This is a genomic window from Promicromonospora sp. AC04 (genome assembly GCF_003058225.1).
Taxonomy (GTDB): domain Bacteria; phylum Actinomycetota; class Actinomycetes; order Actinomycetales; family Cellulomonadaceae; genus Promicromonospora.
The window spans coordinates 110,247-131,990 of the sequence record NZ_QBUG01000006.1 but is presented as its reverse complement, the minus strand read 5'-3'; the positions used below and the strand labels follow the sequence as shown (position 1 = coordinate 131,990).

21 protein-coding genes are annotated in these 21,744 nt (G+C 72.9%); 5 read left to right on the top strand and 16 right to left on the bottom strand.

All coding sequences use genetic code 11. The annotated features are described in order from the left end of the window. The first annotated feature begins 61 nt into the window (after positions 1 to 61). On the top strand, positions 62 to 364 hold the full coding sequence (locus C8K30_RS16900) for a hypothetical protein (protein ID WP_108494082.1): 303 nt from the start codon (positions 62 to 64) through the stop codon (positions 362 to 364). Positions 365 to 379: 15 nt separating this feature from the next. On the opposite strand, the gene C8K30_RS16895 is transcribed toward C8K30_RS16900, so the two are convergent. Further along, positions 380 to 1,138 carry an SDR family NAD(P)-dependent oxidoreductase gene (locus C8K30_RS16895; protein WP_233257228.1) on the bottom strand — a complete coding sequence of 253 codons (759 nt, stop codon included), beginning with the start codon at positions 1,136 to 1,138 and terminating at the stop codon, positions 380 to 382. 331 nt (positions 1,139 to 1,469) lie between these two features. Between C8K30_RS16895 and C8K30_RS16885 the strand changes: the two genes are divergently transcribed. After that, complete coding sequence (locus C8K30_RS16885) at positions 1,470 to 2,111, top strand: RICIN domain-containing protein (RefSeq protein ID WP_108494080.1); 642 nt, start codon at positions 1,470 to 1,472, stop codon at positions 2,109 to 2,111. Between the two features lie 40 nt (positions 2,112 to 2,151). On the opposite strand, the gene C8K30_RS16880 is transcribed toward C8K30_RS16885, so the two are convergent. The 7 genes from C8K30_RS16880 to C8K30_RS16850 form a co-directional block, all read right to left on the bottom strand. Then, positions 2,152 to 2,640: a heme-degrading domain-containing protein gene (locus C8K30_RS16880; RefSeq protein WP_108494079.1), complete on the bottom strand. Its 489-nt coding sequence runs from the start codon at positions 2,638 to 2,640 to the stop codon at positions 2,152 to 2,154. A 134-nt stretch (positions 2,641 to 2,774) separates the two neighbouring features. After that, positions 2,775 to 4,706 (bottom strand): glycoside hydrolase family 76 protein, encoded by a 1,932-nt coding sequence (locus tag C8K30_RS16875; protein ID WP_108494078.1) that lies wholly within the window; start codon positions 4,704 to 4,706, stop codon positions 2,775 to 2,777. Between the two features lie 325 nt (positions 4,707 to 5,031). After that, positions 5,032 to 6,126 carry a GntR family transcriptional regulator gene (locus tag C8K30_RS16870; protein ID WP_108494077.1) on the bottom strand — a complete coding sequence of 365 codons (1,095 nt, stop codon included), beginning with the start codon at positions 6,124 to 6,126 and terminating at the stop codon, positions 5,032 to 5,034. A 74-nt stretch (positions 6,127 to 6,200) separates the two neighbouring features. Then, complete coding sequence (locus C8K30_RS16865) at positions 6,201 to 7,154, bottom strand: carbohydrate kinase (RefSeq protein ID WP_108494076.1); 954 nt, start codon at positions 7,152 to 7,154, stop codon at positions 6,201 to 6,203. 1 nt (position 7,155) lies between these two features. After that, positions 7,156 to 7,962: an ATP-binding cassette domain-containing protein gene (locus C8K30_RS16860; RefSeq protein ID WP_199230539.1), complete on the bottom strand. Its 807-nt coding sequence runs from the start codon at positions 7,960 to 7,962 to the stop codon at positions 7,156 to 7,158. After that, positions 7,959 to 8,993: an ABC transporter permease gene (locus C8K30_RS16855; protein ID WP_108494075.1), complete on the bottom strand. Its 1,035-nt coding sequence runs from the start codon at positions 8,991 to 8,993 to the stop codon at positions 7,959 to 7,961. Before C8K30_RS16855 ends, C8K30_RS16860 begins: the two co-directional genes overlap by 4 nt. Before the next feature lie 68 nt (positions 8,994 to 9,061). After that, positions 9,062 to 10,141 carry a substrate-binding domain-containing protein gene (locus C8K30_RS16850; protein ID WP_108494074.1) on the bottom strand — a complete coding sequence of 360 codons (1,080 nt, stop codon included), beginning with the start codon at positions 10,139 to 10,141 and terminating at the stop codon, positions 9,062 to 9,064. A 169-nt stretch (positions 10,142 to 10,310) separates the two neighbouring features. On the opposite strand from C8K30_RS16850, the gene C8K30_RS16845 reads away from it, so the two are divergent. Both C8K30_RS16845 and C8K30_RS16840 read left to right on the top strand, forming a co-directional pair. Next, on the top strand, positions 10,311 to 11,366 hold the full coding sequence (locus C8K30_RS16845; protein ID WP_199230559.1) for a LacI family DNA-binding transcriptional regulator: 1,056 nt from the start codon (positions 10,311 to 10,313) through the stop codon (positions 11,364 to 11,366). Positions 11,367 to 11,431: 65 nt separating this feature from the next. Continuing rightward, positions 11,432 to 11,680, top strand: a complete 249-nt coding sequence (locus C8K30_RS16840; protein WP_108494072.1) for an SCO4226 family nickel-binding protein — start codon at positions 11,432 to 11,434, stop codon at positions 11,678 to 11,680. Between the two features lie 45 nt (positions 11,681 to 11,725). Here C8K30_RS16840 and C8K30_RS16835 read toward each other — a convergent pair whose 3' ends face one another. The 6 genes from C8K30_RS16835 to C8K30_RS16810 are packed head-to-tail and all read right to left on the bottom strand — an operon-like array spanning position 11,726 to position 19,454. Further along, entirely contained in the window at positions 11,726 to 12,832 is a 1,107-nt protein-coding gene (locus C8K30_RS16835; protein ID WP_108494071.1) for an NAD(P)-dependent alcohol dehydrogenase, read from the bottom strand. Beyond that, entirely contained in the window at positions 12,829 to 14,325 is a 1,497-nt protein-coding gene (locus tag C8K30_RS16830) for an aldehyde dehydrogenase (protein ID WP_108494070.1), read from the bottom strand. The genes C8K30_RS16835 and C8K30_RS16830 overlap by 4 nt, the downstream gene beginning before the upstream one ends. 10 nt (positions 14,326 to 14,335) lie before the next feature. Beyond that, positions 14,336 to 15,253 (bottom strand): alpha/beta hydrolase fold domain-containing protein, encoded by a 918-nt coding sequence (locus tag C8K30_RS16825; protein WP_108494069.1) that lies wholly within the window; start codon positions 15,251 to 15,253, stop codon positions 14,336 to 14,338. 13 nt (positions 15,254 to 15,266) lie between these two features. Then, a complete protein-coding gene (locus tag C8K30_RS16820) occupies positions 15,267 to 16,505 on the bottom strand; it encodes an FAD-dependent monooxygenase (protein WP_108494068.1) in 1,239 nt (412 codons plus the stop codon). Further along, entirely contained in the window at positions 16,489 to 18,597 is a 2,109-nt protein-coding gene (locus tag C8K30_RS16815) for an acetate--CoA ligase family protein (protein WP_108494067.1), read from the bottom strand. The genes C8K30_RS16820 and C8K30_RS16815 overlap by 17 nt, the downstream gene beginning before the upstream one ends. Beyond that, complete coding sequence (locus C8K30_RS16810; RefSeq protein WP_108494066.1) at positions 18,594 to 19,454, bottom strand: fumarylacetoacetate hydrolase family protein; 861 nt, start codon at positions 19,452 to 19,454, stop codon at positions 18,594 to 18,596. The genes C8K30_RS16815 and C8K30_RS16810 overlap by 4 nt, the downstream gene beginning before the upstream one ends. A 103-nt stretch (positions 19,455 to 19,557) precedes the next feature. On the opposite strand from C8K30_RS16810, the gene C8K30_RS16805 reads away from it, so the two are divergent. Further along, positions 19,558 to 20,469 (top strand): PaaX family transcriptional regulator C-terminal domain-containing protein, encoded by a 912-nt coding sequence (locus C8K30_RS16805; protein ID WP_108494065.1) that lies wholly within the window; start codon positions 19,558 to 19,560, stop codon positions 20,467 to 20,469. Here C8K30_RS16805 and C8K30_RS16800 read toward each other — a convergent pair. Both C8K30_RS16800 and C8K30_RS16795 read right to left on the bottom strand, forming a co-directional pair. Then, positions 20,459 to 20,833 carry a thioesterase family protein gene (locus tag C8K30_RS16800; protein WP_108494064.1) on the bottom strand — a complete coding sequence of 125 codons (375 nt, stop codon included), beginning with the start codon at positions 20,831 to 20,833 and terminating at the stop codon, positions 20,459 to 20,461. The two genes, C8K30_RS16805 and C8K30_RS16800, sit on opposite strands and share 11 nt — an antisense overlap. Continuing rightward, positions 20,817 to 21,737 (bottom strand): SDR family NAD(P)-dependent oxidoreductase, encoded by a 921-nt coding sequence (locus C8K30_RS16795; protein WP_199230558.1) that lies wholly within the window; start codon positions 21,735 to 21,737, stop codon positions 20,817 to 20,819. Before C8K30_RS16795 ends, C8K30_RS16800 begins: the two co-directional genes overlap by 17 nt. Between the last annotated feature and the right edge of the window lie 7 nt (positions 21,738 to 21,744).

The window sequence follows — 21,744 nt, the reverse complement described above, 5'->3', positions numbered from 1 at the left end:
CCCACGGACCTAGGCTGGTGGTGTCCCCCGTTCCGCGACGACGACGTGGCGGTGACCTGTCATGACCTGGACCTTCCTGACGCGGTCGGTGCGCGCACCCGACCCGCTGGTGACGCTGCGTCTGCAGGTCCGGCTCGGGGAGCTCGCGGCCGAGCTGCGCCGCGTGGAGGAGGACCCCGGCATGTATGCGCGTGCCCACCACTGGTTCGCCGTGCAGGGCGCGTACGACGCGCTGCTCCGCGAGGCGTGCCGCCTCGCGGACCTGCCGACGGACACGGCGCCGTTGCGCGCGGACGAGCGCGCTGCGGCAGACGAGCGGCTGCGGGAGGAGCTGGAGCTGAGCTCGCGCGGCTGGTCCTGGTAGGGGCGCACCAGGTCCTCAGGTGGCCTCGGGATCGGCTCCCAGCGCCGCGCGCCCGCCGTCGACCGGTAGAACCACTCCGTTGACGAACGTCGCCTGGTCGGAAAGCAGGAACGCGACCGCGTCGGCGACCTCGCGGCCCGTGCCGACACGGCCGAGCGGGTGCAGGGCGGCCATCTGACGGTCGACGTCGGGGTGCTCTCGCCGGTACTCCTCATACCGTGCGGTCTCGACGGAGCCGAGGGCAACAGCGTTCGTACGGATCCCGTCGGGCCCGTGGTCGACGGCGACCGCCCTGGTCAGCGCCTCGACGGCGCCTTTGGCCGTGGCGTACGGCAGGGCACCACGAACCGGGCGCTGCGCCTGGTGGGACGAGACGTTGACGATCGCCCCGGCCCGTCCGTGCCGCAGAAAGTGCCCGACGGCGGTGTGGCAGCCCGTGACCGCGAGCGAGACGTTCGCGGTGACAGACCCCAGCACCTCGGACGGCGGTGCGGTGATCGGCGCGTCCCGGAAGACGGCTGCGTTGTTGACCCAGCCGGACAACGGGGCCGCGCTCTCGGCCACGTCGGCAGCGCGGCGCGCGGTGTCGGGATCACCCGCGTCGCCGCTGACCAGCGTGACGTCCGGGCCCGCCCAAGTGAGTGTTCCGGCGAGGTCGAGGACCACTACATGGCCGTCAGCGGCCAGCCGTTCGACGATGGCGCGCCCCACACCCTGGCCGCCGCCGGTCACCACGAACGAGCGCACCGTCATGCTGCGGCCGACGACTTGCACTCCGGTACTGCCACTCCTCGAATCTACCTCCCTGGTCCTGATGCGGGCCCGCAGTGGCCGTGCCGCACGCGGAACGGCAGTGTCGGACCGCGAGCAACAAGCAGTTCGTCGGCCCGGACGCCGTCGTCGGTGTCAACCGGGAGTACCCCGAGGGCTGGTCCATCCGGGTGCGCGGCATCGTGGTCGAGTACACGAGACGGGCCTGGGCGCCGAAGGCATGCGCAGGGGCTTCGCGGAAGCGGGCCGACGGAACAATCTCCAGGGTGGTGAAACCCGGTAGGGTGCGGCGCGGACACACGAACGCCGTCGGCCCACGAGGGGAAACGCAAGGGTGTACGACCAGGTCACGCCACGCCGGCGCCTACCTATCGGCCTGCTCGCGTGGGTGCTCGCCGGCGCGCTGCTGCTCGCGGCGGTGGTGGGCACAGTGTGGGTACTGAACCACGACCTGTCCCCGGGGAACGCGTCCGCGCAGGGCTCGGCGGAGCCGAGCGCGACGGCGGGCACGCCCGAGGCGAGCCTGGTGAGCGCCCCCGCGAGCCCCGAGCCGTCGCCCACGCCGAGCACCCCGCCCCCTCCGCCGACGCCGACGGTCGTCACGCTGCAGGGCGCCGCGTCCGGCCGGTGCCTCGACGTACCCGGCGGCGCAGCCGTGGACGGCGCAGCCCTGCAGATCTACGACTGCAACGGGAGCGCGGCCCAGCAGTGGGCCGCCTCGACCTCCGGGGAGCTGCGCACCCTCGGGACCATGTGCCTGGACGACCCGAGCGGCGGGCAGCCCGGCGGTCCGGCCACGGTCTGGACCTGCCACGGCGCCGCCAACCAGCAGTGGAGCCCGCAGGCCGACGGCACGGTGCGCAACGTCGCCACCGGGCTGTGCCTGGACGTCGCGAACGCCCTGGTCGACAACGGGACGCCCGCGATCATGTACACCTGCCACGCCGGGGCCAACCAGCAGTGGTCGGTCTCCTGACCGCGGCCCGAGCCACACGCCGGCCGGCGGCGCTCGGGCCTCAGACCAGCGGCTGAGCCGCCAGCAGCTCCCGCAGCGCCTCGACCACGAGGGCGTGGTCGTCCTGCTGCGCCAGGCCGGACACGGTGACGACGCCGACGATGCCCACGCCCGCGACCCGCACCGGGAAGGCGCCGCCGTGCGCCGAGTACTCCTGGAAGGGCAGGCCGTGGTCGGCATTGAAGTCCGAGCCCTTCGCCTGGGCCCGCAGCCCCACCAGGTACGACGACGCCCCGAACCGGTACACCACCCGCACCTTGCGCTCGATCCACGAGTCGTTGTCGGGCGTCGTACCCGGACGGGCCGCATGGAACACCTGCTGGGTGCCCTTGCGGATGTCGACGGTCACGGGCAGCTCACGCTCGGTGGCCAGCTCGACCAGCCGGGTGCCGAGGGCCCACGCCTGCTCGTGCGTGAAGGTGTTCAGCACCAGCTCGGCCTCCTGGGCCTGGACCTCGGCGACGATCGCGGTGACATCGGGTTCGCTCATGCCCCCATCCTGCCGTGCCCTCGCCGACCGACGGAAAGGTCCGCTTCCAACAAGCAGTTACGCATGCTTCAGAGGGCCGGAGCATGCGTAACTGCTTGTTGGAAGCGGACGTTTGCGGGTGCCCGCGGCCCGGCTCAGGAGGTCTCGTAGGCCGCCGAGAGGTGGTAGATCCCGCCGCCCCAGCCGTCCTCCGGGAAGGCGTCGGACACGCGGAGGTAGACCGCCTTGTCCGCGCCGAGGTGGGGGGTCAGGTCGATCGTGTGGTCGGCCCGGTTCGAGCCGTCCCTGATCTGCTCGTCCTCGGTCAGCACATTGGTCCAGGCCTCGCCGTCCGGCCCGACGTCGACCACGTACTGGTTGTCGATGGTCACCACCGCCTCGGCCGACGTCGTCCCGGCCGGGAACGGGAACCGGTAGACGAAGTAGCTCTCGCCGTCGGCGTACCTGCTCCCTCCCCCGCTGAAGCCGGAGCCGCCGGCGTCCCAGAGCCACGGGATCTCCTGGGGCGACCCGGCGTCGAACTCGACGGTGCCGGCGACCAGGATCTCGGCGTGCGCGGTGTAGCGCAGCCCGGACCGCGTGCTGACGGTCACGGTCACCGGGTAGCTCCCGTCCGCGGTGTCCGGCGGGATCCGCACGTCCACCGGCACGGTGGCCAGCGCGGGATCGGCGTGACCGTCCGGGTCCAGCCGGAGCACCTCGTCGGTCGTGACCCGCCAGCCGCGCGGCCCCTCCGCCCGCACCGACACACGCATCGGCTCAGGGCCGGCGGACGTCGCCGCCACCTGGACGTCGAGACCCGTACGCGTGGCAGAGCCGGGGCTGGGGATTACCGCTACCACCGCGGGCGAGGCCGCGGCCGAGAGCGTCCGCCGCGGCTGCTCCTGCGGGACGTCGGCGATCAGCGCGCTCAGCGCGCTGGCCTGCGTCCGCCAGTCGAAGACGTTGGGCTGGTCGGCGGTGGCGCCGGCCCAGCGCAGGCCCAGCCGGCCGGCGACGTCGCGGTCGTGCTCCCAGACGGACGCGGCCTGACCGGTGACGAACTGCTGGTAGGCCGGGTCGCCGGTGGTGTCGGCCAGCTCCATCAGGTAGCGCAGGAAGATGCCCTTGAACTGCTTCTGGTTGTCGTCGCAGGACCGGCCCGCCGCCTCGCACCACTCGGTCAGCACACCGTCGTGGACCAGGACGTCGGAGCGGAGCGCGGCGTCCGCCAGGTAACGGGCGGAGCCGAGCAGCTCCGGGTCGCCGGTGGCCCGCCACAGCTCGAGGGCCGCGCCGATGCCGAGGCCCTGGTTGTAGGTCCACACCGTGTCGTTGTTGCTGGTGCAGTCGTCCCGCAGCCCGTCGTTGACCAGGCCGTCCGCGTTGATCATGCCGCTGGCGACGTACCAGTCCCAGGCCTCCTGCGAGCGGTCCAGCCAGACGGTGTCGCCGGGGATACGGTTGTGCAGCTCCGCGGTCAGGCGGATCCACTGGCCGTTGGTGACGGCGTTCTTGTACGTCCGCTCCTCGTTCCACCAGATCCCGCCGCCACAGGTGCTCGGGTCCCAGAACTCGTTCATGAAGTCGCCGATGCTGACGGCCATGTCCAGGTACTTCTGGTCGCCGGTCAGGTCGTAGGCGGTGACCCAGTTCAGCCCCCACCACCCGGAGTCGTCGATGGCCCGGCTCGTGAAGTTGCCGTAGATCTCGTCTGTGGACCGCTCGCCCGCCGGGAACGGGCCCTTGTTGGTCTCGAAGCTGTGGTCCAGCTCGTCGAGGTACCGGCGGTCGCCCGTGCGCTTCATGTAGTCGCCGACGGTCTGCAGCGCGACCGCCGAGTTCCACCAGCTCGACGGGAACCATGCCTTCTGCGGGTCGTAGGAGCCCATCAGCACGTCGGTCGAGACCCGGGCGTCCGCCACGGAGGTCGCCGGGGTGGTCGATCCGGAGGTTGATCCGGTCGTTGATCCGGCGGTCGCGCGCGTCTCGGGGGGCGGAGCCGCGTGCACGACGGCGACCGGCTGCAGACCGACGATCACGGCGATGGCTATCAGGACAGGTCGGACGCGACGCAGCATCGTCATTGATGAGCTCCTCCCCCGGACGCAGCGCTGCGCCCCGGTGATCGTGATTTATCTCAAAACCTACATGAGGAAAGGTTGAAATGCACCTATCTGCTCCCGCGCATCGAACCCGGGCCGCTCACGCCCACCCGTGTTGCACCGGCGACCTCAGAGAGATGCCGCGGCGCAAACGACCGAGCGCCGTCAACACCTTCCGGGCAGCACCCCCGCATGCGCCGACCTGGCTGGTGTCGTTCCGCCGCCCCGCTCGCCCTTCTGCCGGTTCTTACGCAGTCGGCAGAAGGGCGAGCGGGTGCGGGTGGTCGGCCAGCGTCAGCGCGGCAGCTCAGCGAGTCGAGCTACCGGGCACCAGCTCTGTCGGCAGCCTGACCTTGGTGACCTGACCCGCCTCGCGGATCTGCGCGAGCACGAGCTCGACCGCCTCGCTGCCCATGCGCGCCTCGTCCTGCCGGATGTGGGTGAACCGGTAGCGCGCCTTGTCGTAGAACGCGTCCGGGTGGTCGAAGCACACGATCCCGAGGTCGCCGGGGATGTCCCGGCCGGCCCGCTGCGCGGCCTCCCGCAGCAGGACGGCGATGTTGTACTCGGTGGCGACCAGGCCCGTCAGGCCCGGGTTGGTGGCGAGGAACTTCTCGAGCTCGGCGATGTCGTCGTCGGGCGCGACGCCGGTCCCGGGGACCGTGGAGCGGACCTGCCGGAACTGGTGCGCCGGGTCGAACGGGACGTTCCGGGTCGCATGGGCGTCGACGACGCCGTCGAGCCGGTCCTGCACCGTGGACACCGTGCTCGCCGCCGAGACGAGCCCGACGTGGTCGTACCCGGCCGAGAACAGGACCTCCGCGGCCTGGCGGCCCGCCGAGACGTTGTCGGAGCAGACTGACGACACGGGAACACCGTCGAACACGCGGTCCAGGATGGCCACCGGGAACGACTGCGTGATCAGCTCCAGGACGGCCGGGGGCACGTATTGCGACGAGCTCGGCTCGAGGATCAGTCCCTGGACGCCGTCCGCCACGAGCGCCCGCACGAGGTCGTCCTCCGCCTCGCCGTGGCCGACGCTCCGCTTGACCACGAGGTTGGCGACGGTGCTCGACGCGTCGAGCAGCCCGGCCAGGACGCGCGTGCCGAAGGTGTCGTCGAAGTCGGTCAGGACGCACCCGATCAGCGGGGTGGGCCCGCTGCCCGCGCCGGTGACGTTCGTGGCGGTCTCGCTCACGACGACGGTGCCCAGCCGGGGCCGTCGCGTGATGTAGCCGTCGTCGCGCAGCAGGTCCATCGCGCGCTTCAGCGTGATGGCGCTTACCCCCAGCTGCTTGGTCAGCTCGGCCTCGGCGGGCATCCGGTCACCGACGCGGTACGTGCCGGCGTGGATCGCGTCGCGGAGCTTCTCGTACACCTCGAGGTAGAGCGGCTGGCTCACGGGTGGCCTTTCACCGATTGGATATGCCCAATCAATCTACCGTGGAGGAGCCGAGCTCCAAGGCCGAGGGAGGGTCAGCCGTGGTCCTCGACGCGCCGCTCGTACCCCACGGCACTGCGCGAGAACCACGGCGGGTTGGCCCCGGGCCGTCTCACCGTCGCCGCCGCGATGCCGGCGGCGAAGCGCAGTATCTCCTCCAGCGTCGGCGTCGGCACGGCTCTCAGGAGCGTCCGGCGGTCCGCGCCGTCCAGGCCCGCGGCCAGCAGGCCGTGGATCAGCCCGCCCATGAACGCGTCACCCGCGCCGATCGTGTCCACGACCGTGACGGCCCGGCCCGGCACGTCGAGCTCCACGCCGTCGGCCAGGAGCACGGCGCCCCGCGCGCCTCGTGTGCCGACGACGACGGCCGGCCCGGCGTCGGACCAGCGGCCGAGCACCGCCCGGAGGGTCTCCCCGGGGTACAGCCAGGCCAGGTCCTCGTCCGACACCTTCACGACGTCGGCCAGCTGGACCAGGCGCTCGACCCGGCGCCGGACCGCCGCGCGGTCCGGGCAGATCGACGGCCGCAGGTTCGGGTCGTAGGTCACCGTCGCCGTCGCTCGGGCCTCCTCGACGAGCCGCAGCACGTCGCCCGCGCCGGGCTCGAGCAGGGTCGAGACGCTACCCACGTGGACGACGCTCGCAGCGCCCGCCCGAGGCAGGCGGGGCGCCCAGCGGAGCGCGAACTCGTAGTCGGCGGCCCCGTCCGGGCCGAGGCGGGAGGCCGCGACGGAGGTCGCGCCGCTGCCTGCGCTGCCGGGCGTGAGCTCGACCCCGGACTCCGTCAGCCACTCCTGGATGCGGCGGCCGCGGTCGTCGCGGCCGACCGACGTCGCGAACAAGGGCCGGTGCCCCATCCGGCCCAGCGTCACCGCGACGTTCGCCGGGCTTCCGCCCGGATGTTCCCGGTGCCGCCCGTCGGCCGACGTGACGACGTCGGTGAGCGCCTCGCCGACGACGAGGACCCGGCCGCCCTCGTCAGCGTGCACGTCAGGCCTCCGCGGCGCCGGTCATGATCGCCACGGCCTCCGTCATGGTGTGCGACTTCGGCGTGATCGTCGCGGCGCGCCGGCCGAGCCGCTGGATGTGGATCCGGTCGGCCACCTCGAAGACCTGCGGCATGTTGTGGCTGATGATGATCACCGGCACGCCCTTGTCCCGCAGGGTCCGCACCAGCTCGAGCACCTGGCCGGACTCGCGGACGCCGAGCGCCGCCGTCGGCTCGTCGAGGACGACGACCTTCGAGCCGAACGCCGCGGCCCGCGCGACGGCGACCGCCTGGCGCTGGCCGCCGGACAGGTTCTCGACCGGGACGGTCACGTCCTGCAGCGTCGAGATGCCGAGCTCGCGCAGCTCGCGGCGAGCGCGCTCGCGCATCCCGGCCCGGTCGGTGATGCGCAGCACGGAGCCGAGCGGGCCCTTGCGCCGCACCTCCCGGCCGAGGAACAGGTTCGCGGCGACGTCGAGCGACGGGGCGACCGCCAGCGTCTGGTAGACGGTCTCGATCCCGGCCGCGCGCGCGTCCTGGGGACGCTTGAAGTGCACGGGCCTGCCGTCGAGCAGGATCTCGCCCTGGTCGGGGATCTCGGCTCCGGTCAGGCACTTGACGAGCGTCGACTTCCCGGCCCCGTTGTCGCCGATGATCGCGAGCACCTCGCCCCGGTACAGCTCGATGTCCACCCCGTCGAGCCCGACGACCCGGCCGAAGGTCTTGACCAGCCCGCGAGCCCGGAGGACGGGAGTCGTGTCCGCGTCCCCGGGGCGGTCGGTCGCTGTGGTCGCGTCGATGGTAGTCACTTGCGCACCTTCCTGATCCACTGGTCGAGCGAGACCGCGACGATCACGAGGACGCCCACGGCAAGGGTCTGGTACAGCACGTCGAGGCCGGCGAGCGAGAGCCCGTTCCGGAAGACCCCGACGATCAGCGCGCCCAGCAGGGTGCCCCAGACCGTGCCGCGGCCGCCGAACAGGCTCGTGCCACCGATGACGACGGCGGTGATGGAGTCGAGGTTCATGTCGACGCCGACGTTGGGGCTCGCGGCGTTGGCGCGGCCGATCTGGATCCAGGCGGCGAGCGCGAGGATCGCGCCGGCGGCGAGGTACACGCTGACGAGCACGCGGTTGACGCTGATGCCGGAGAGCCGGGCGGCGTCCCGGTCGTCGCCGACCGCGTAGACGTGCGTGCCCCAGGCGGTGCGCGCGAGCACGAACGCCACCAGCAGGTAGGCGGCGAGCATGAGGACCACACCGGTGGAGACCCGCACGCCGAACACGGGGAAGGTGGTGCCCGTCCACGTCATCGATCCCGGCATGTCGCCCCCGCGGACAGTGGCGCCGTGCGAGTACAGCAGCGTGATGGCCAGGTAGATGTTGAGCGTGCCCAGCGTGGCGATGAAGGGAGGCAGCTTGAGCCGCGTGACGAGCAGGCCGTTGAGTCCCCCCGCGGCGAGCCCCACCACGAGCCCGAGCAACAGCGCGAGCAGGGGCGGCACCCCCGCGGCGCTCGTGACCTGGGCCATGACCATCGAGGCCAGGACCATCGTCGCCCCGACCGACAGGTCGATGCCGGCGGTGAGGATCACCAGCGTCTGGGCGACGGCGAGGGTGCCGACGACCGCCACCTGCTGCGTGATCAGGGACAGGTTCCCCGGCGCCAGGAACCGGTCGTTGAGGAACCCGAATACGATGACCGACACCACCAGCACGATCGCCGGACTCAGGGCCGGGTAGCGGTGCAGTACGCCGCGCGCGCGTTCGAGCGGCGTGCGGCGGTCGAGGAACTCGGCGGCCGGGTCGTGCCCGGGCGCGGCTAGCGTTGATGTGCTCACAGGTACTCCTTGGTCGTGCGGCGGGACGAGGCGCGGCGCCGCCCCAGGGGCGACGCCGGCGCTTGTCGTCAGCCCCAGCAGATCTCGGACGCGGCGGCCGAGTCGATGGACTCGACGCCGTCGGCGGGCGTGTCCGACACGAGCGCGACGCCGGTGTTGAAGAAGTCGAGTCCCTCGGTGGTCTCGGGAGCGGTGCCCGTCTCCACGAGCTCGGCGATCGCCTCGACGCCCAGCTCGGCCATCTTGACCGGGTACTGCTGGCTCGTCGCGTCGATGGTGCCGCTCTCGACGTTGTCGACGCCAGCGCACCCGCCGTCGACCGAGACGATCAGCACGTCGTCGGCGGACTTGCCGGCCGCCTCGAGCGCCTGGAACGCCCCGTACGCGGCGGGCTCGTTGATCGTGTAGACGACGTTGATGTCCGGGTTCTTGGTGAGCAGGTTCTCCATCGCGGTCCGCCCGGCGTCCTCGGCGCCCTGGCTCGCCTCGTTGCCGACGATCTCGTACTCGCCGCCGCTGTACGAGCCGGTGGCGGCCTCGTCGCCGTTGACCGCCGGGTCGGCCACGTCGATGCCCATGCCCTCCAGGAAGCCCTGGTCGCGGTCGTAGTCGACCGAGACGACCTTGTCGTCGAAGAGGTCGAGCATCGCGATGGTGGCCTGCTCGCCGTCGAGCTGGGCGGCCGTCCACTGGCCGATGAGCGTCCCGGCCTCCCGGTTGTCGGTTGCGAACGTGATGTCGACCGCGTCGGCCGGGTCGGGCGGCGTGTCGAGGGCGATGACGTACAGGCCCGCGTCACGGGCCCGCTCGATGGCGTCGACGACGGACGGGCCGTTCGGCGTGATGAGGATGCCGGCGTCGCCCCGGGCGATCGCGTTCTCGATCGCCTGGATCTGCGTCTCCTCGTCGCCGTCGGCCTTGCCGGCGGCCATCGTCAGCTCGACGCCGTTGTCGGCAGCGGCCGCCTCTGCGCCGTCCTGCATCGCGACGAAGAACGGGTTGGTCGTCGTCTTGACGATCAGCGAGACGCCGACACCGTTGTCAGCCTCATCGCCGCTGTTGCCGCACGCCGTGAGGGCGAGCGCCCCCAGCGCGACGACCCCGGTCACTGCCACGCCTCGCCGCAGCGAGGCTCGGTTGCTGGTCATAAGGTTCACCGTCGAACTCCTCCGTGAGGGCTTGCGCCCGACAACGTTGTCAGGAGAGTGTCTACCCGAATCTCCGGGTAGGGTCAAGGCAACGGATGCAAGGAGTGACTGTTTCGTGACATCGGTGTCAGACGATTCCCCGCCGTCGCCTCGCCAGCGACGGCCCACCATGCGCGACGTGGCGCAGCTCGCCGGGGTCGGCATCAAGACGGTCTCCCGGGTGGTCAACGGCGAGCCCAACGTCTCCCCCGCGACCGCCGAGCGCGTGCGCCGCGCCGCGACGGACCTCCTCTACGAGCCCGACGTCCACGCCGGCAACCTGCGCCGTGCCGACGGCCGCACCCGGACGCTCGGTCTCCTGGTCTCCAGCGTCGCCAACCCGTTCGCGGCGCAGGTCCACCGCGCGATCGAACGCGTCGCCACCGAGTACGGGTACGCGGTCCTCGCCGCGAGCCTGGAGGACGATCCCGACGCCGAGCTGCGGGCGGTGACAGCACTGGCCCGGCGCAGGGTCGACGGGTTCATCGTCACCCCGGTGCGCGACGACCAGTCCTACCTGCGCGTGCACGCGGACCGCGGGACGCCGCTCGTGTGCGTCGACCGGGCGCCGCACGGCATCGAGACGGACTGCGTGGTGACGGCGAACGTCGAGGGCGCCCGTGACGCGGTGCGCCATCTCGTGTCGTTCGGGCACCGCCGGATCGCCTTCCTCGGCGACCTCGAGCGGATCGAGACGGCGCGCCTGAGGCGGGAGGGGTACCTCTCCGAGCTCGCGGCGGCCGGGATCGACGCCGACCCGGCCCTGATCGTGCTCGGCCTGCACGACGACGTGACCGCCACCGCCGTCGTCCGCCGCCTCCTCACCCTCCCCGACCCGCCGACCGCCATCTTCTCCAGCCAGAACCTGATCACCATCGGGACGGTCCGGGCCCTCCAGCAGCTCGGCCGCGAGCGCGAAGTCGCGGTGGTCGGGTTCGACGACGTCGAGACCAGCGACCTGATCAAGCCCGCCATCACGACTATCGCGCAGGACCCCGACCGCATCGGGCGGCTCGCCGCCGAGCGCCTCTTCGCGCACCTCGACGGCGACACCAGCCCGGCGCGCCAGGTAGTCGTGCCCACCCGCCTCGTCGTGCGGGGGTCGGGCGAGATCCCGGCGCCGGCGGCTTCCCGCCGCGACCCGAGCCCCGGTTCGGACGCCGGCCGACGATCGTCATCGGCCTGATCGGTGTAGAACAGAGGTAGCCGGCGCCAACGGCGGCGCCGGAAACGAACCAGGAGGTTCTCGCCATGCCCAAGTTCATGGACGTTCACCACGGGATGCACGGCATCACCCCCGAAGCACTCAAAGCCGCACATCAGGCGGACCTCGACATCCAGGGCGACGAAGGTGTCGACTTCCAGAAGGCATGGGGCGACCCCGACTCCGGGATGGTCTGGTGCGTCTCGGAGGCGCCCGACGCGGAGGCGGTCAAGCGCATCCACGAGCGCACCGGCCACCCGGCCACCGAGGTCTACCCGGTCCCGGTGGAGGTCTGAGGACCGGACCCCTCGCTGCTGCCGGCCGCAGCGAGGGGCAACGGATCAGTGCACGATGACCGGCTTGACAGTGGTGCCGTGGTGCATGTCGGCGAAGGCCGCGTCGAGCTCGGACAGCTTGTACTGCTTGACGAGCCGCCCGAGCGGTAGCCGGCCGGCGGCCACGAGCTCGACGAGTTGCGGGACGAGGACCTTCGGGTCGGCGTCGCCCATCGTCACGCCGCTGACCGACTTGCCGGGGAGGATGCCCTGGAAGTCCACGGGGATCTCCGTCCCGGGCGGCGGAGCGCCGCAGGTGACCAGGTGGCCCCGTGCGCCGAGGGCGTCGATCGCGGACCGCGCCACTGCGGGCACCCCGGTGGTGTCGAAGGCGTGGGTCAGGCCGGCGCCGGCGGTGAACTCCGCGATGCGCGCGGCCACGTCCTCGTCCCGGCCGTTGATCGTGTGCGTGGCGCCGAGCTCGGCCGCCAGCTCGAGCCGCTCCGGCACGACGTCGACGGCGATGAGCAGGCCCGGCTCGCGCAGGGCCGCGGCCACCACTCCCGACAGGCCGACCGCGCCCGCCCCGAACACCGCGACCCGCGCACCGGGCTGGACGTCCAGCGCGTTCCACACCGATCCGAAGCCCGTCATCACCCCGCACCCGAGCGGGGCGAGACCTGCGAGGTCGGCGTCGGCATCCACGACGACGACGTTGCGCTCCTCGGCGATCGCGTGCTCGGCGAACGACGACTGGGCGAAGAAGTGCCCGCCGATGGGAGCGCCGTCGATCGAGAGCGTCGCCGTCCCGTCCTCGCGCGCCCCGTCGAAGAGGTTCCGGGGCAGCCAGGTGGCGCAGTAGGCCGGGTGGCCGTCCAGGCACGCCGGGCAGTCGCCGCAGGACGTGTAGCTCAGCACCACCTGGTCCCCCGGGGCGACAGTGGTCACCGCCGGGCCGACCTGCTCCACCACCCCGGCGCCCTCGTGGCCGATGACCCCGGGCAGCGGGAACGGGATGCCGCCGGCCCACACGCCCAGATCGGTGTGGCACACGCCGGTGGCGACCATCCGCACGAGGACCTCGTGCGCACGCAGCTCGGCGAGCTCGACGTCCCGCACGGTGAACGGCGTCTGGGGCGCGGTGAGGACCGCGGCCCTGGTGGTGGTGCTCATGCCGGGTCCTCCCCGAGGTCGATGACGATGGACTTGGTGCGCTGGTAGGACGCCAGCGCCTCAGGGCCGTACTCCCGGCCCCACCCCGACGCCTTGACCCCGCCGAAGGGGACCGCCGGGTCGAGCACGGCCCAACCGTTGACCCAGCAGATCCCGGCGTCGAGCCGCTTGGCCACGCGGTGGATACGCGCGATGTCCGAGCTCTGGATGCCGGAGGCCAGGCCGTAGGCCGTGCCGTTCGCCATCGCTACGGCCTCGTCCTCGGTGTCGAAGGGCTGGACCGTGAGGACCGGCCCGAACACCTCCTCGCGGACGCACTCCGCGTCCGACGACAGGCCGGCCAGGACCGTCGGCCGGTAGTAGAACCCGCCGCCCAGGTCGGCCTGCTCGCCGCCGCACACCACCTGCGCGCCGTCGCGGCGCGCGGACTCGACCAGGGCCGTGACCTTGTCGAGCTGCTTCTGGCTGGCGAGCGGTCCGACGACGGTGGCGTCGTCGGTGATGTCGCCGAAGGGCACGCCGGGGACCGCCTGGCCCAGGATGCCCAGCACGGTGTCGTAGATCGGCCGCTCGACGAGCAGACGCGGCCCGGCCATGCAGAACTGGCCGGCGTTGAAGACGAACGCGCCGATCACGGTGCCGATCGCCTTGTCGAGGTCGGCGTCGGCGAACAGGATGTTGGCCGCGTTGCCGCCGAGCTCCGCCGTGAACGGCTTGAGGGTGCGCGAGGCGAGCGCCGCGGCGTGTGCACCCACCTCCGTCGACCCGGTGAACGCGACCTTGTCGACCTGCGGGTGGCCGACGAGGTGGTCCCCCAGGCTCGCGCCGGAGCCCGTGACGACGTTGAAGACGCCGTCCGGGACGCCGGCGTCCTTGAGCACCTGGGCCATGAACAGCGCGCTGAGCGGGGTGTCGCTCGCCGGCTTGTGGACCACTGAGTTCCCGGCGACGAGCGCCGGGGCGATCTTGGTCGAGGACAGGATCAGCGGAAAGTTGAAGGGCGTGATCGCGGCGACGACGCCGATCGGCTCCTTGCGGATGTATGCATGGGCGTTGGCCGGGATCTCCCGGACCGAGCCGTCCAGGTGCTGGCCGAGGCTCGCCGCGTACTCGAACTGCAGGATCGCGTGCTCGACGTCGACGATCCGCGCGAACGTGATCGGCTTGCCGACGTCGTGGCTCTCCAGCTGCGCGAGCTCCTCACGGCGCTCACGAAGGATCTCGACGGCCTTGAGCAGGACGCGCGACCGCTCGCGGCCGCTCAGCCGCGACCAGACGCCGGAGTCGAACGACTCGCGCGCGGCGGCGACGGCCGCGTCGACGTCGGTCGTCCCGGCCCAGGCCACCGACGAGATCACCCGGCCCGTCGCCGGGCTGATCACGTCGCGTCGTCCGCCGTCGGCTGCCTCGCGCCACTCGCCACCGACGAACAGCCGTCCGGGGGGAAAGTGCACGCCGCTGGCAACTTCTGCGGGGTTGTCGGTGATGGTCATGACGGTCCTCTCATCGTTGAGAAACTTCTCTGAGGTGCTCGGCGATCAGCGCGTACGTGCGCCGGGCCGTTTCGATGTCGGTCATGTCGTAGGCGTGGTCGACGCCCGGGACGTCCACGTGGGTGACCAGGGCTCCGGCGTCGCGCAGCCGCCGCGCGTAGGCCGCGCCGTCACCACGGAGCCGGTCCAGCTCGCAGGTCACGACCACCGCGGGCGCGATGCCGGTCAGGTCGGCGACGTCGGCGGCGTTGCCCGGCGAGGCGAGGCGGTCCGAGCGCATCGCCGGGTCCGGGATGTAGGCGTTGTCGAACACGTCGCCCATCCAGGGCTTGATCAGCGGGTTGGGGCCGACCGACTCCTTGTCCCGGGCATGGGTGACCAGATCCAGGGGTGCGTAGTGGATGACCTGGAGCGCGATGCGGGGATCGCCCCGCTCGAGGGCCTGGCGCGCCGCGGCCGCCGCGAGCGCGCCGCCCGCGCTCTGGCCGCCGACCGTGAGCCGTGTCCCGTCCCAGCCGTGGTCGCCCCCGTGGTTGGCGACCCACCGCACCACCTCGTAGGCCTGGTGCGCCGGTGCGGGGAACCTGTGCTGCGGCGCGACGGCGTAGTCGACGTTGACGACGACCACCCCGGCCTCGGCGGCGAGGTACCGGCAGAGCGGGTCGTCGAGCGCCGCGTCCCGCATGACGTACCCGCCGCCGTGGAAGTTGACGTGCACCGGCAGGTCGTCGGCCCGGTCGAGGGGGCGGTAGACGAACGCCGTGGCCGGTCCGACCGAGGTCGGGACGCTGACCTCGTCGATCTGCGCGCGGCACTCGGGGAACGGCGTCGGCTTGCCGCGCGATGCCAGCCGGAGGCCGACGGTGGACAGCCGCTGCATTCCGAGCGCGACCACGGAGGCCACGTGCACGTTGCCGAGGAGAGACATGACGACCAACCTTTCAGTACCGGTAGACGGTCTGCGCCGTGTGCACACCGCGTGGTCCGTAGGGCGCCTTCTCGAGCCAGCTGGACGCCGCCTCGTTCTGCGGGGCTTGCTCGGCGGCCGCCCGGACCTCGCCGGCCCGCTCGGGCGAAGGGCGCAGGTGCGCCAGCGCCTCCCCCGCGGCGTCCCGGTTGAACAGCGCGGCGGAGCGGCGGGCGAGGGCGAACGACTCCACCGCCGTACGCGCCGACTCCCGGGTGCCCGCCGCGAGCGCCAGGACGACGGCGGACGCGGCCGCCTCGGCGTCGGGCACGCCCGAGTTGAGGCCTCGCGCGCCGAACGGCGCGAAGAGGTGGGCCGCTTCCCCGACGAGCAGCACCCGGCGGGCGGGATCGGCGAAGTCGTGCGCGACGAGCTGGAGGAACTGGTAGGTCGAGACCCACGAGGTGCGCTCCCCGTACCCGGGCGGGAGCACCGCGTCGAGCCAGATGCGCACGCCGTCGGGCGAGGCGAACTTCTCCGCGTCGTCGCCGTCGACCAGCTGCAGGTCGACGCGGTACCCGCCCGCGAACGGCACGACGAGGACGTTGCGGCCCTGGACCGCGGGGTGGGCGTAGTGGAAGTGCCGCTCCTGGGGCAGCGTGGGCCGGTCGATCTCGTCGACGTCCACGACGATGTACCAGCCGTCGTCGCGTCCGCCCTCCATCCGGGCGCCGATCTGCTTGCGCACGGCCGAGCGCGAGCCGTCCGCTGCGATCACGTACTTGGCCTGCCAGCGGTCGCCGCCCAGGGTGGTGAGCCGCACGCCGTCGTCGTCGGCGACGAGCTCGTCGACCTCCTGCTCCCAGGCGAACTCGACGCCGGCGGCGACCGCCCGCTCGTAGAGGTACCGCTCGGTCTGCACCTGCGGCAGGCTCGTGAAGTGCGGGTACGTGCCCGGCGCGGGGTCGGGGTAGGTCTTGGCGTAGACCTCCTTGCCCTCGTAGAACGTGCGCTGGGTGTTCCAGTAGACGCCGTGCTCGTACAGCTGAGCGCCGAGCCCGGGGCTGAGCCGGTCGAGGATCTGGAGTGTCTGGCTGTGCGTGAAGATCGCGCGGCTGCCCGGCCGCTGCCGCCCGTCCGGCCCGGCCTCCAGGACGGTCACCGGACGGCCGAACGACCGCAACGCCAGGGCGGCGGTCAGGCCGACCGGCCCCGCGCCGACGACGAGCGTCTCGCGCTCCCGGACCCCGTCGGTCTCAGGCGTGCTGGACATGGTTCTCCTCTCCTGGGGTCCGGACGACGACGGCGTCCAGGACGACCGGTCCGCGGGCGGTGACCCGTACCGGGTTGAGATCGATCTCGGTGATGTCGTGGTGCTGCGTGAGCACGTCGCTCACGGCGAGCAGGGTGGTCGCGAGCGCGGCGCGGTCCACTGGCGGCGCGCCCCGGAAGCCGTCGAGCACCGCGGCGGGCAGCGCGTCGACCATCTCGGCGGCGCGCTCGGCGGACAGGGGTGCGAGGCGCAGGACGGGTTCGTTGCCGAGCTCGACCCCTACGCCGCCGAGGCCGAGCAGGACGACGGGCCCGAAGACGGCGTCGCGGACCCCGCCGACGATGAGCTCGGTGCCGCCGGGCGCCTGCTCTTCGACGAGGTAACGCCGTGGGGAGGTCCCGTCGATCGTGTCGATCGCGTCGACGGCCGCGTCCAGCTCCGCGTGGCCGCGGACCCCGACGTGCACCCCGCCGACGTCGGACTTGTGCAGCACCGCGGCGTCGAGGACCTTGACGACCACCGGGTTCTCCGGTCCGCCGAGCTCGTCCAGGGCGTCGTGGGCGGAGGCCCGGTCCGCGGCCGCGCGCCGGCGCATGGTGCGCAGGCCGTTGGCCTCGAAGAGCGTCTTTGCCTCGTCCTCGTCCAGGTCGCGCCCGACGGTCCGCGTGGCGGCGACGGGCGGCGCGTCGGGTACCGCGCGGGCGGCGGCGTCGCTGACCAGGGCGGCGAGCCCGATCGCGAGGTCGCCGGGGCTGGCGTAGAGCGGCACGCCGAGCTTCTCCAGCCGCGCCCGGTGCTCCTCGACGACGGCGGCGGGTCCCCCGGTGGCGTAGAGCACCCGGCCGACCGCGCCCTCGACTGCGCTCACGGGGTCCAGGACGCCGGGCTCGTCGAGCGCGTACACGCCGACGGCGTCGATCCCGGGTTCGGCGGCGACGAGGCGCAGCACGGCGGGGAAGGTGGCCGAGGGCCGCCCGGTGTCGACCGGGTTGCGCTGGTAGGTCAGCGGCGGCAGGAGCTCCCCGAGCCGGTCGAGGGTCGCGGGTGCCAGCTCGGGGACCCGGACGCCCCGGGCGCCGAGCGCGTCGGCGACGACGAGGCCGGGCCCGGCCTGGCCGGTGAGCACCGCGACGCCGGTCGCGGACCGGGGTGCCGCGGGCAGCCGCACGGAGCGGAGGGCCTGGAGGGCGGCCACCATCTCGTCGAGCCCGTCGACGACTACCGCTCCCGCCTGCGCGAGCGCGGCGCGGGTCAGCTCGTAGGAGCCGGTGAGCGAGCCGGTGTGCGACCTGGCGAAGTCGCCGACGTCGGAGCGCCCGACCTTGAAGGCGACCACGGGCTTGCGGGCCGTGACGCGGCGCAGGGCCGCGACGACCTCGGCGCCGTCGGCTATGCCCTCGACGTGCAGGCCGACGGCGGTGGTGGCGTCGTCGTCCGCGAAGAAGTCCAGCAGGTCCGGGAAGCCGACGTCGGCCGCATTGCCCAGACCGACGCCGAGGCGCAGGCCGATGCCCGCACGCTCCAGGAGGAACGCGATCGCGAGGTTGACGCCGCCGGACTGCGCGACGACCCCCACCGTGCCGGGCCGCAGCGCGGCGGCGGCGGGCATGAAGTTTGCGGACACGCCGTCGACCGGGTTCATGAAGCCGGACGTGTTCGGGCCGAGGAGCCGGATGCCGCCGCGCCGCGCCGCCTCAAGGGCCTGCTCCTGCAGCTCAACGCCCTCGGGGCCGCTCTCGGCGAAGCCGCCGGCGCACACGACGGCGGCCCGCACCCCCGCTGCCGCCGCCTCTTCGATCGCGCGCGGGACGACCTGCGGCGGGACCACGAGGACGGCGAGGTCCACCGGGCCGGGCAGCTCACCGAGGCCGGCCACGGCGGCGCGGCCGAGGATGGTGCCGCCGCGGGGGTTGACCGGGTGCAGCTCGCCGGCAAAGCCGTCGAGCGCCTGCATCATGGCGTACCCGGCCTTGTCGGGGCTGGCCGAGGCGCCGACGACGGCGATGCTGCGCGGCCGGAACAGGGCCTCCAGCGGTTGCGCCGACGGCGCGGACGGGTCCACGGGCCCGTCGCCGGCCCAGGTCGCCGTCATCGTGCACCCGGGCGGCTGCCGTAGGGGATGGCCCCGTCGGCGGTCACCGGGACGTCGAGCCGGCCGAGCCGGTCGATCTCGACCACCACGCGTTGTCCCGCGGCGATCGGGCCGACCCCCGCGGGGGTGCCCGTCGCGATGACGTCCCCGGGGTACAGGGTCATGACGTGGCTGGCGTACGCGACGAGCTGCGCGACGTCGAAGATCAGCTCCTTGGTCAGCACCTGCTGGCGCAGCTCCCCGCCCACCCAGCAGCGCAGCTCCAGGTCGCCGGGGTCGCCCACCTCGTCGGCCGTGGTGATCCACGGGCCGAACGGGGTGAACGTGTCGAACGACTTGCGCGTCGAACGGTCCTCGGTGGACCGCACGGTGATGTCCAGGGTCGGGGCGTAGCCGAGCACGTGGTCGAGCGCGTCGGCGGCGTCCACGCGGCTGGCCGTCCGTCCGATGACGACGGCCAGCTCGCCCTCCTGGTCGGTCCGCACGTCGCTGTACGGCAGCCGGATCGCATCGGAGGGCCCGATGACCGAGGAGCTCGCCTTGAGGAACACGCCGTACTCGGCGATGGTCTTCTGCTCGCCCATCTCGGCCTTGTGGTCCAGGTAGTTGACCGGTGCGCCGACGACCTTGCCCGGGCGGGCGATCGGCGCCGCGAGCCGGGTGCCGTCCAGCGGGCGGCTCGGCAGCCCGTCCAGGTCCAGGGCGGCGAGCTCGGCCAGGGTGCCGCCGCGCTCCAGGTACGCGAGCAGCGGACCGCCCGGTCCGGGCCCGGCAATTCCCAGGGCATCGGTCAGGTCGACGAGACGGTCCTGGACGACGGCGTGCAGGCGGGCGTCGACGGTGCTGGCTAACCTCATCGTCAGTTGCTCCTTCGGTAACGTGACACAACCATCGGCGGTCGGAGTAAGGTATGTCAAGTATCGATCGGGCTGTTGATCTTCGACCAGAGGAAGGCGACCTATGACAAAGGCGACCAAAGCCGCCGGAGAACACCCCCGCCTGCCCCGCACCCGCCAGGGCTCGCCGCCGAGCCTGCTGCTGACCCTGCTGGGCGACTACTGGTGGGGACGCGCCGAACCGCTGCCGTCGGCCGCCCTGGTCGAGCTGCTGGCCGACTTCGGGGTCAGCGACGTCGCCGCCCGAGCCGCGCTGAGCCGCATGGTCAAGCACGGCCTGCTCGCCAGCACTCGCTCCGGCCGGAACACCTTCCACGAGCTCACGCCGCGCGCCCAGACGGTGCTGAGCGACGGCGCCGCCCGGATCTTCAGCTTCGGCGCCGACGACGGCGAGCCCTGGGACGGCCGCTGGAGCGTCGTCGCGTTCTCCGTGCCTGAGGCCAACCGAGCAGCCCGCGAGGCGCTGCGCACGCGCCTGCGCTGGCTCGGCTTCGCACCGCTCTACGACGCGCTGTGGGTCTCACCCCACGAACATCACGCCGAGGCGCTCGCCGAGCTGGTCGAGCTCGGGGTCACGGCGGCCACCGCCTTCGTGGCCACGGCACCCGACCTGCCCGCGACCGTGCCCCCGCAGAGCGCATGGGACCTCGAGGGCCTGGCCGCGCTTTACCAGGCGTTCGTCGACGACTGGGAGCCGACTCACGCCGCGCTCGGGCGGGGCGCGATCGACCCGGTGGACGCCCTCGTCCGGCGCACCGAGCTGATGGACGCCTGGCGCGCGTTCCCGGGCCTCGACCCCGACCTGCCGGCGTCGCTCCTGCCGACGGGGTGGCCTCGGCCGCGGGCCCGCGAGCTCTTCCTGGACACCTACGAGCGGCTCGGCGTCGCGGCCTCGGCGCGCGTGCGCGAGGTCATCGCCCGGCACGCACCCGAGCTCGCCGACCACGCGGCCGAGCGCGGCCCGGTCAGCAGCTGAGCGCCGCCCGCAGCTCCGGCGGCACCGCGCACGGCAGGCCGGCGTCGTCCACGTGGACGCAGGTGGTCGAACCCTCGATGCAGCTCGTGCCGTCCTTCAGCACCCGCCAGGCGTAGCTGACCGACGTCCGGCCGACCGCCGAGGCCGCGATCTCGACCACCACCTCGTCGCCGAACCGCAGCGGGGCCAGGAAGTCCACCTGGAGCCGGCGGCGCGGGAACCGGGTCAGCTCGGGCCAGCCGAGCGAGCGGAGCAGCTGGTGCTCCGCCCGCTCGGCCCAGCGCAGGGCGGCGGTGTGATGGATCCGGCCGCCCGCGTCCGTGTCGGCGAACTCGACCCGGACCGGCTCACGGTGCGAGGGCATCGGTCTCCAGCGGAGGCAGCGTGATACCGCTCGTCTGCCCGGCCGGGGCGAAGGTGGACGGCCAGGCGTCGGCGATCGCCTCGGCCGACCAGCCGCCCTCCCGGTAGGTGACCGCGAGCTCCTCGGAGTACGAGTACAGCGACAGCTTGTCGCCGCCGACGCCGATCGCCTGCCCCGTGACGCCCGCGCTGCGGTCCGAGGCGAGCCACACCACCAGCGGCGCCACGTCCTCCGGACCGCCGAGCGCATGCTCCCGGCGCACCACGCGCGGCAGGGGCTCGCCACGCTGGTACGCCTCGGCGACCTCCTTGTAGACGGGGATGGTCGCGGTCATCGCGGTGATCGCCGTCGGGATCACCACGTTCACCGTCACCTGTGCGCGCGCCAGCTCCAGCGACCAGGTGCGGGCCATCGCGACGACGCCGGCCTTGGCCGCCGCGTAGCTCGTCTGCCCGAAGTTGCCGTGCTGCCCGGCCGGGGACCCGACCACGACGATCCGGCCTCCCTCGCCCTGCTCCCGCAGGCGGGTCGCGGCCGCACGCACCGTGGTGAACGTGCCCCGCAGGTGCGTGCCGACGACGACGTCGAAGTCGTCGTCGGTCATCTTCCACAGCACCCGGTCGCGGATCACCCCGGCGTTCGCCACGAGCACGTCGAGCCGCCCGAACTCCTCGACCGCGGTCCGCACGAGCAGGTCGGCGGTGCTGGTCGGGCCCACGGGGGCGACGACGGCGACCGCCGCGCCGCCGGCGTCGGTGATCGCCCGCACGGCACGCTCGGCGGCGCCGCCGTCGACGTCGTTCACCACGACCTTCGCGCCGGCCGCGGCGAGCGCCGTCGCGTAGGCCAGCCCGAGGCCCTGCCCGCTGCCGGTGACGATCGCGACCTTCCCGGTCAGGTCGATGTGCCCG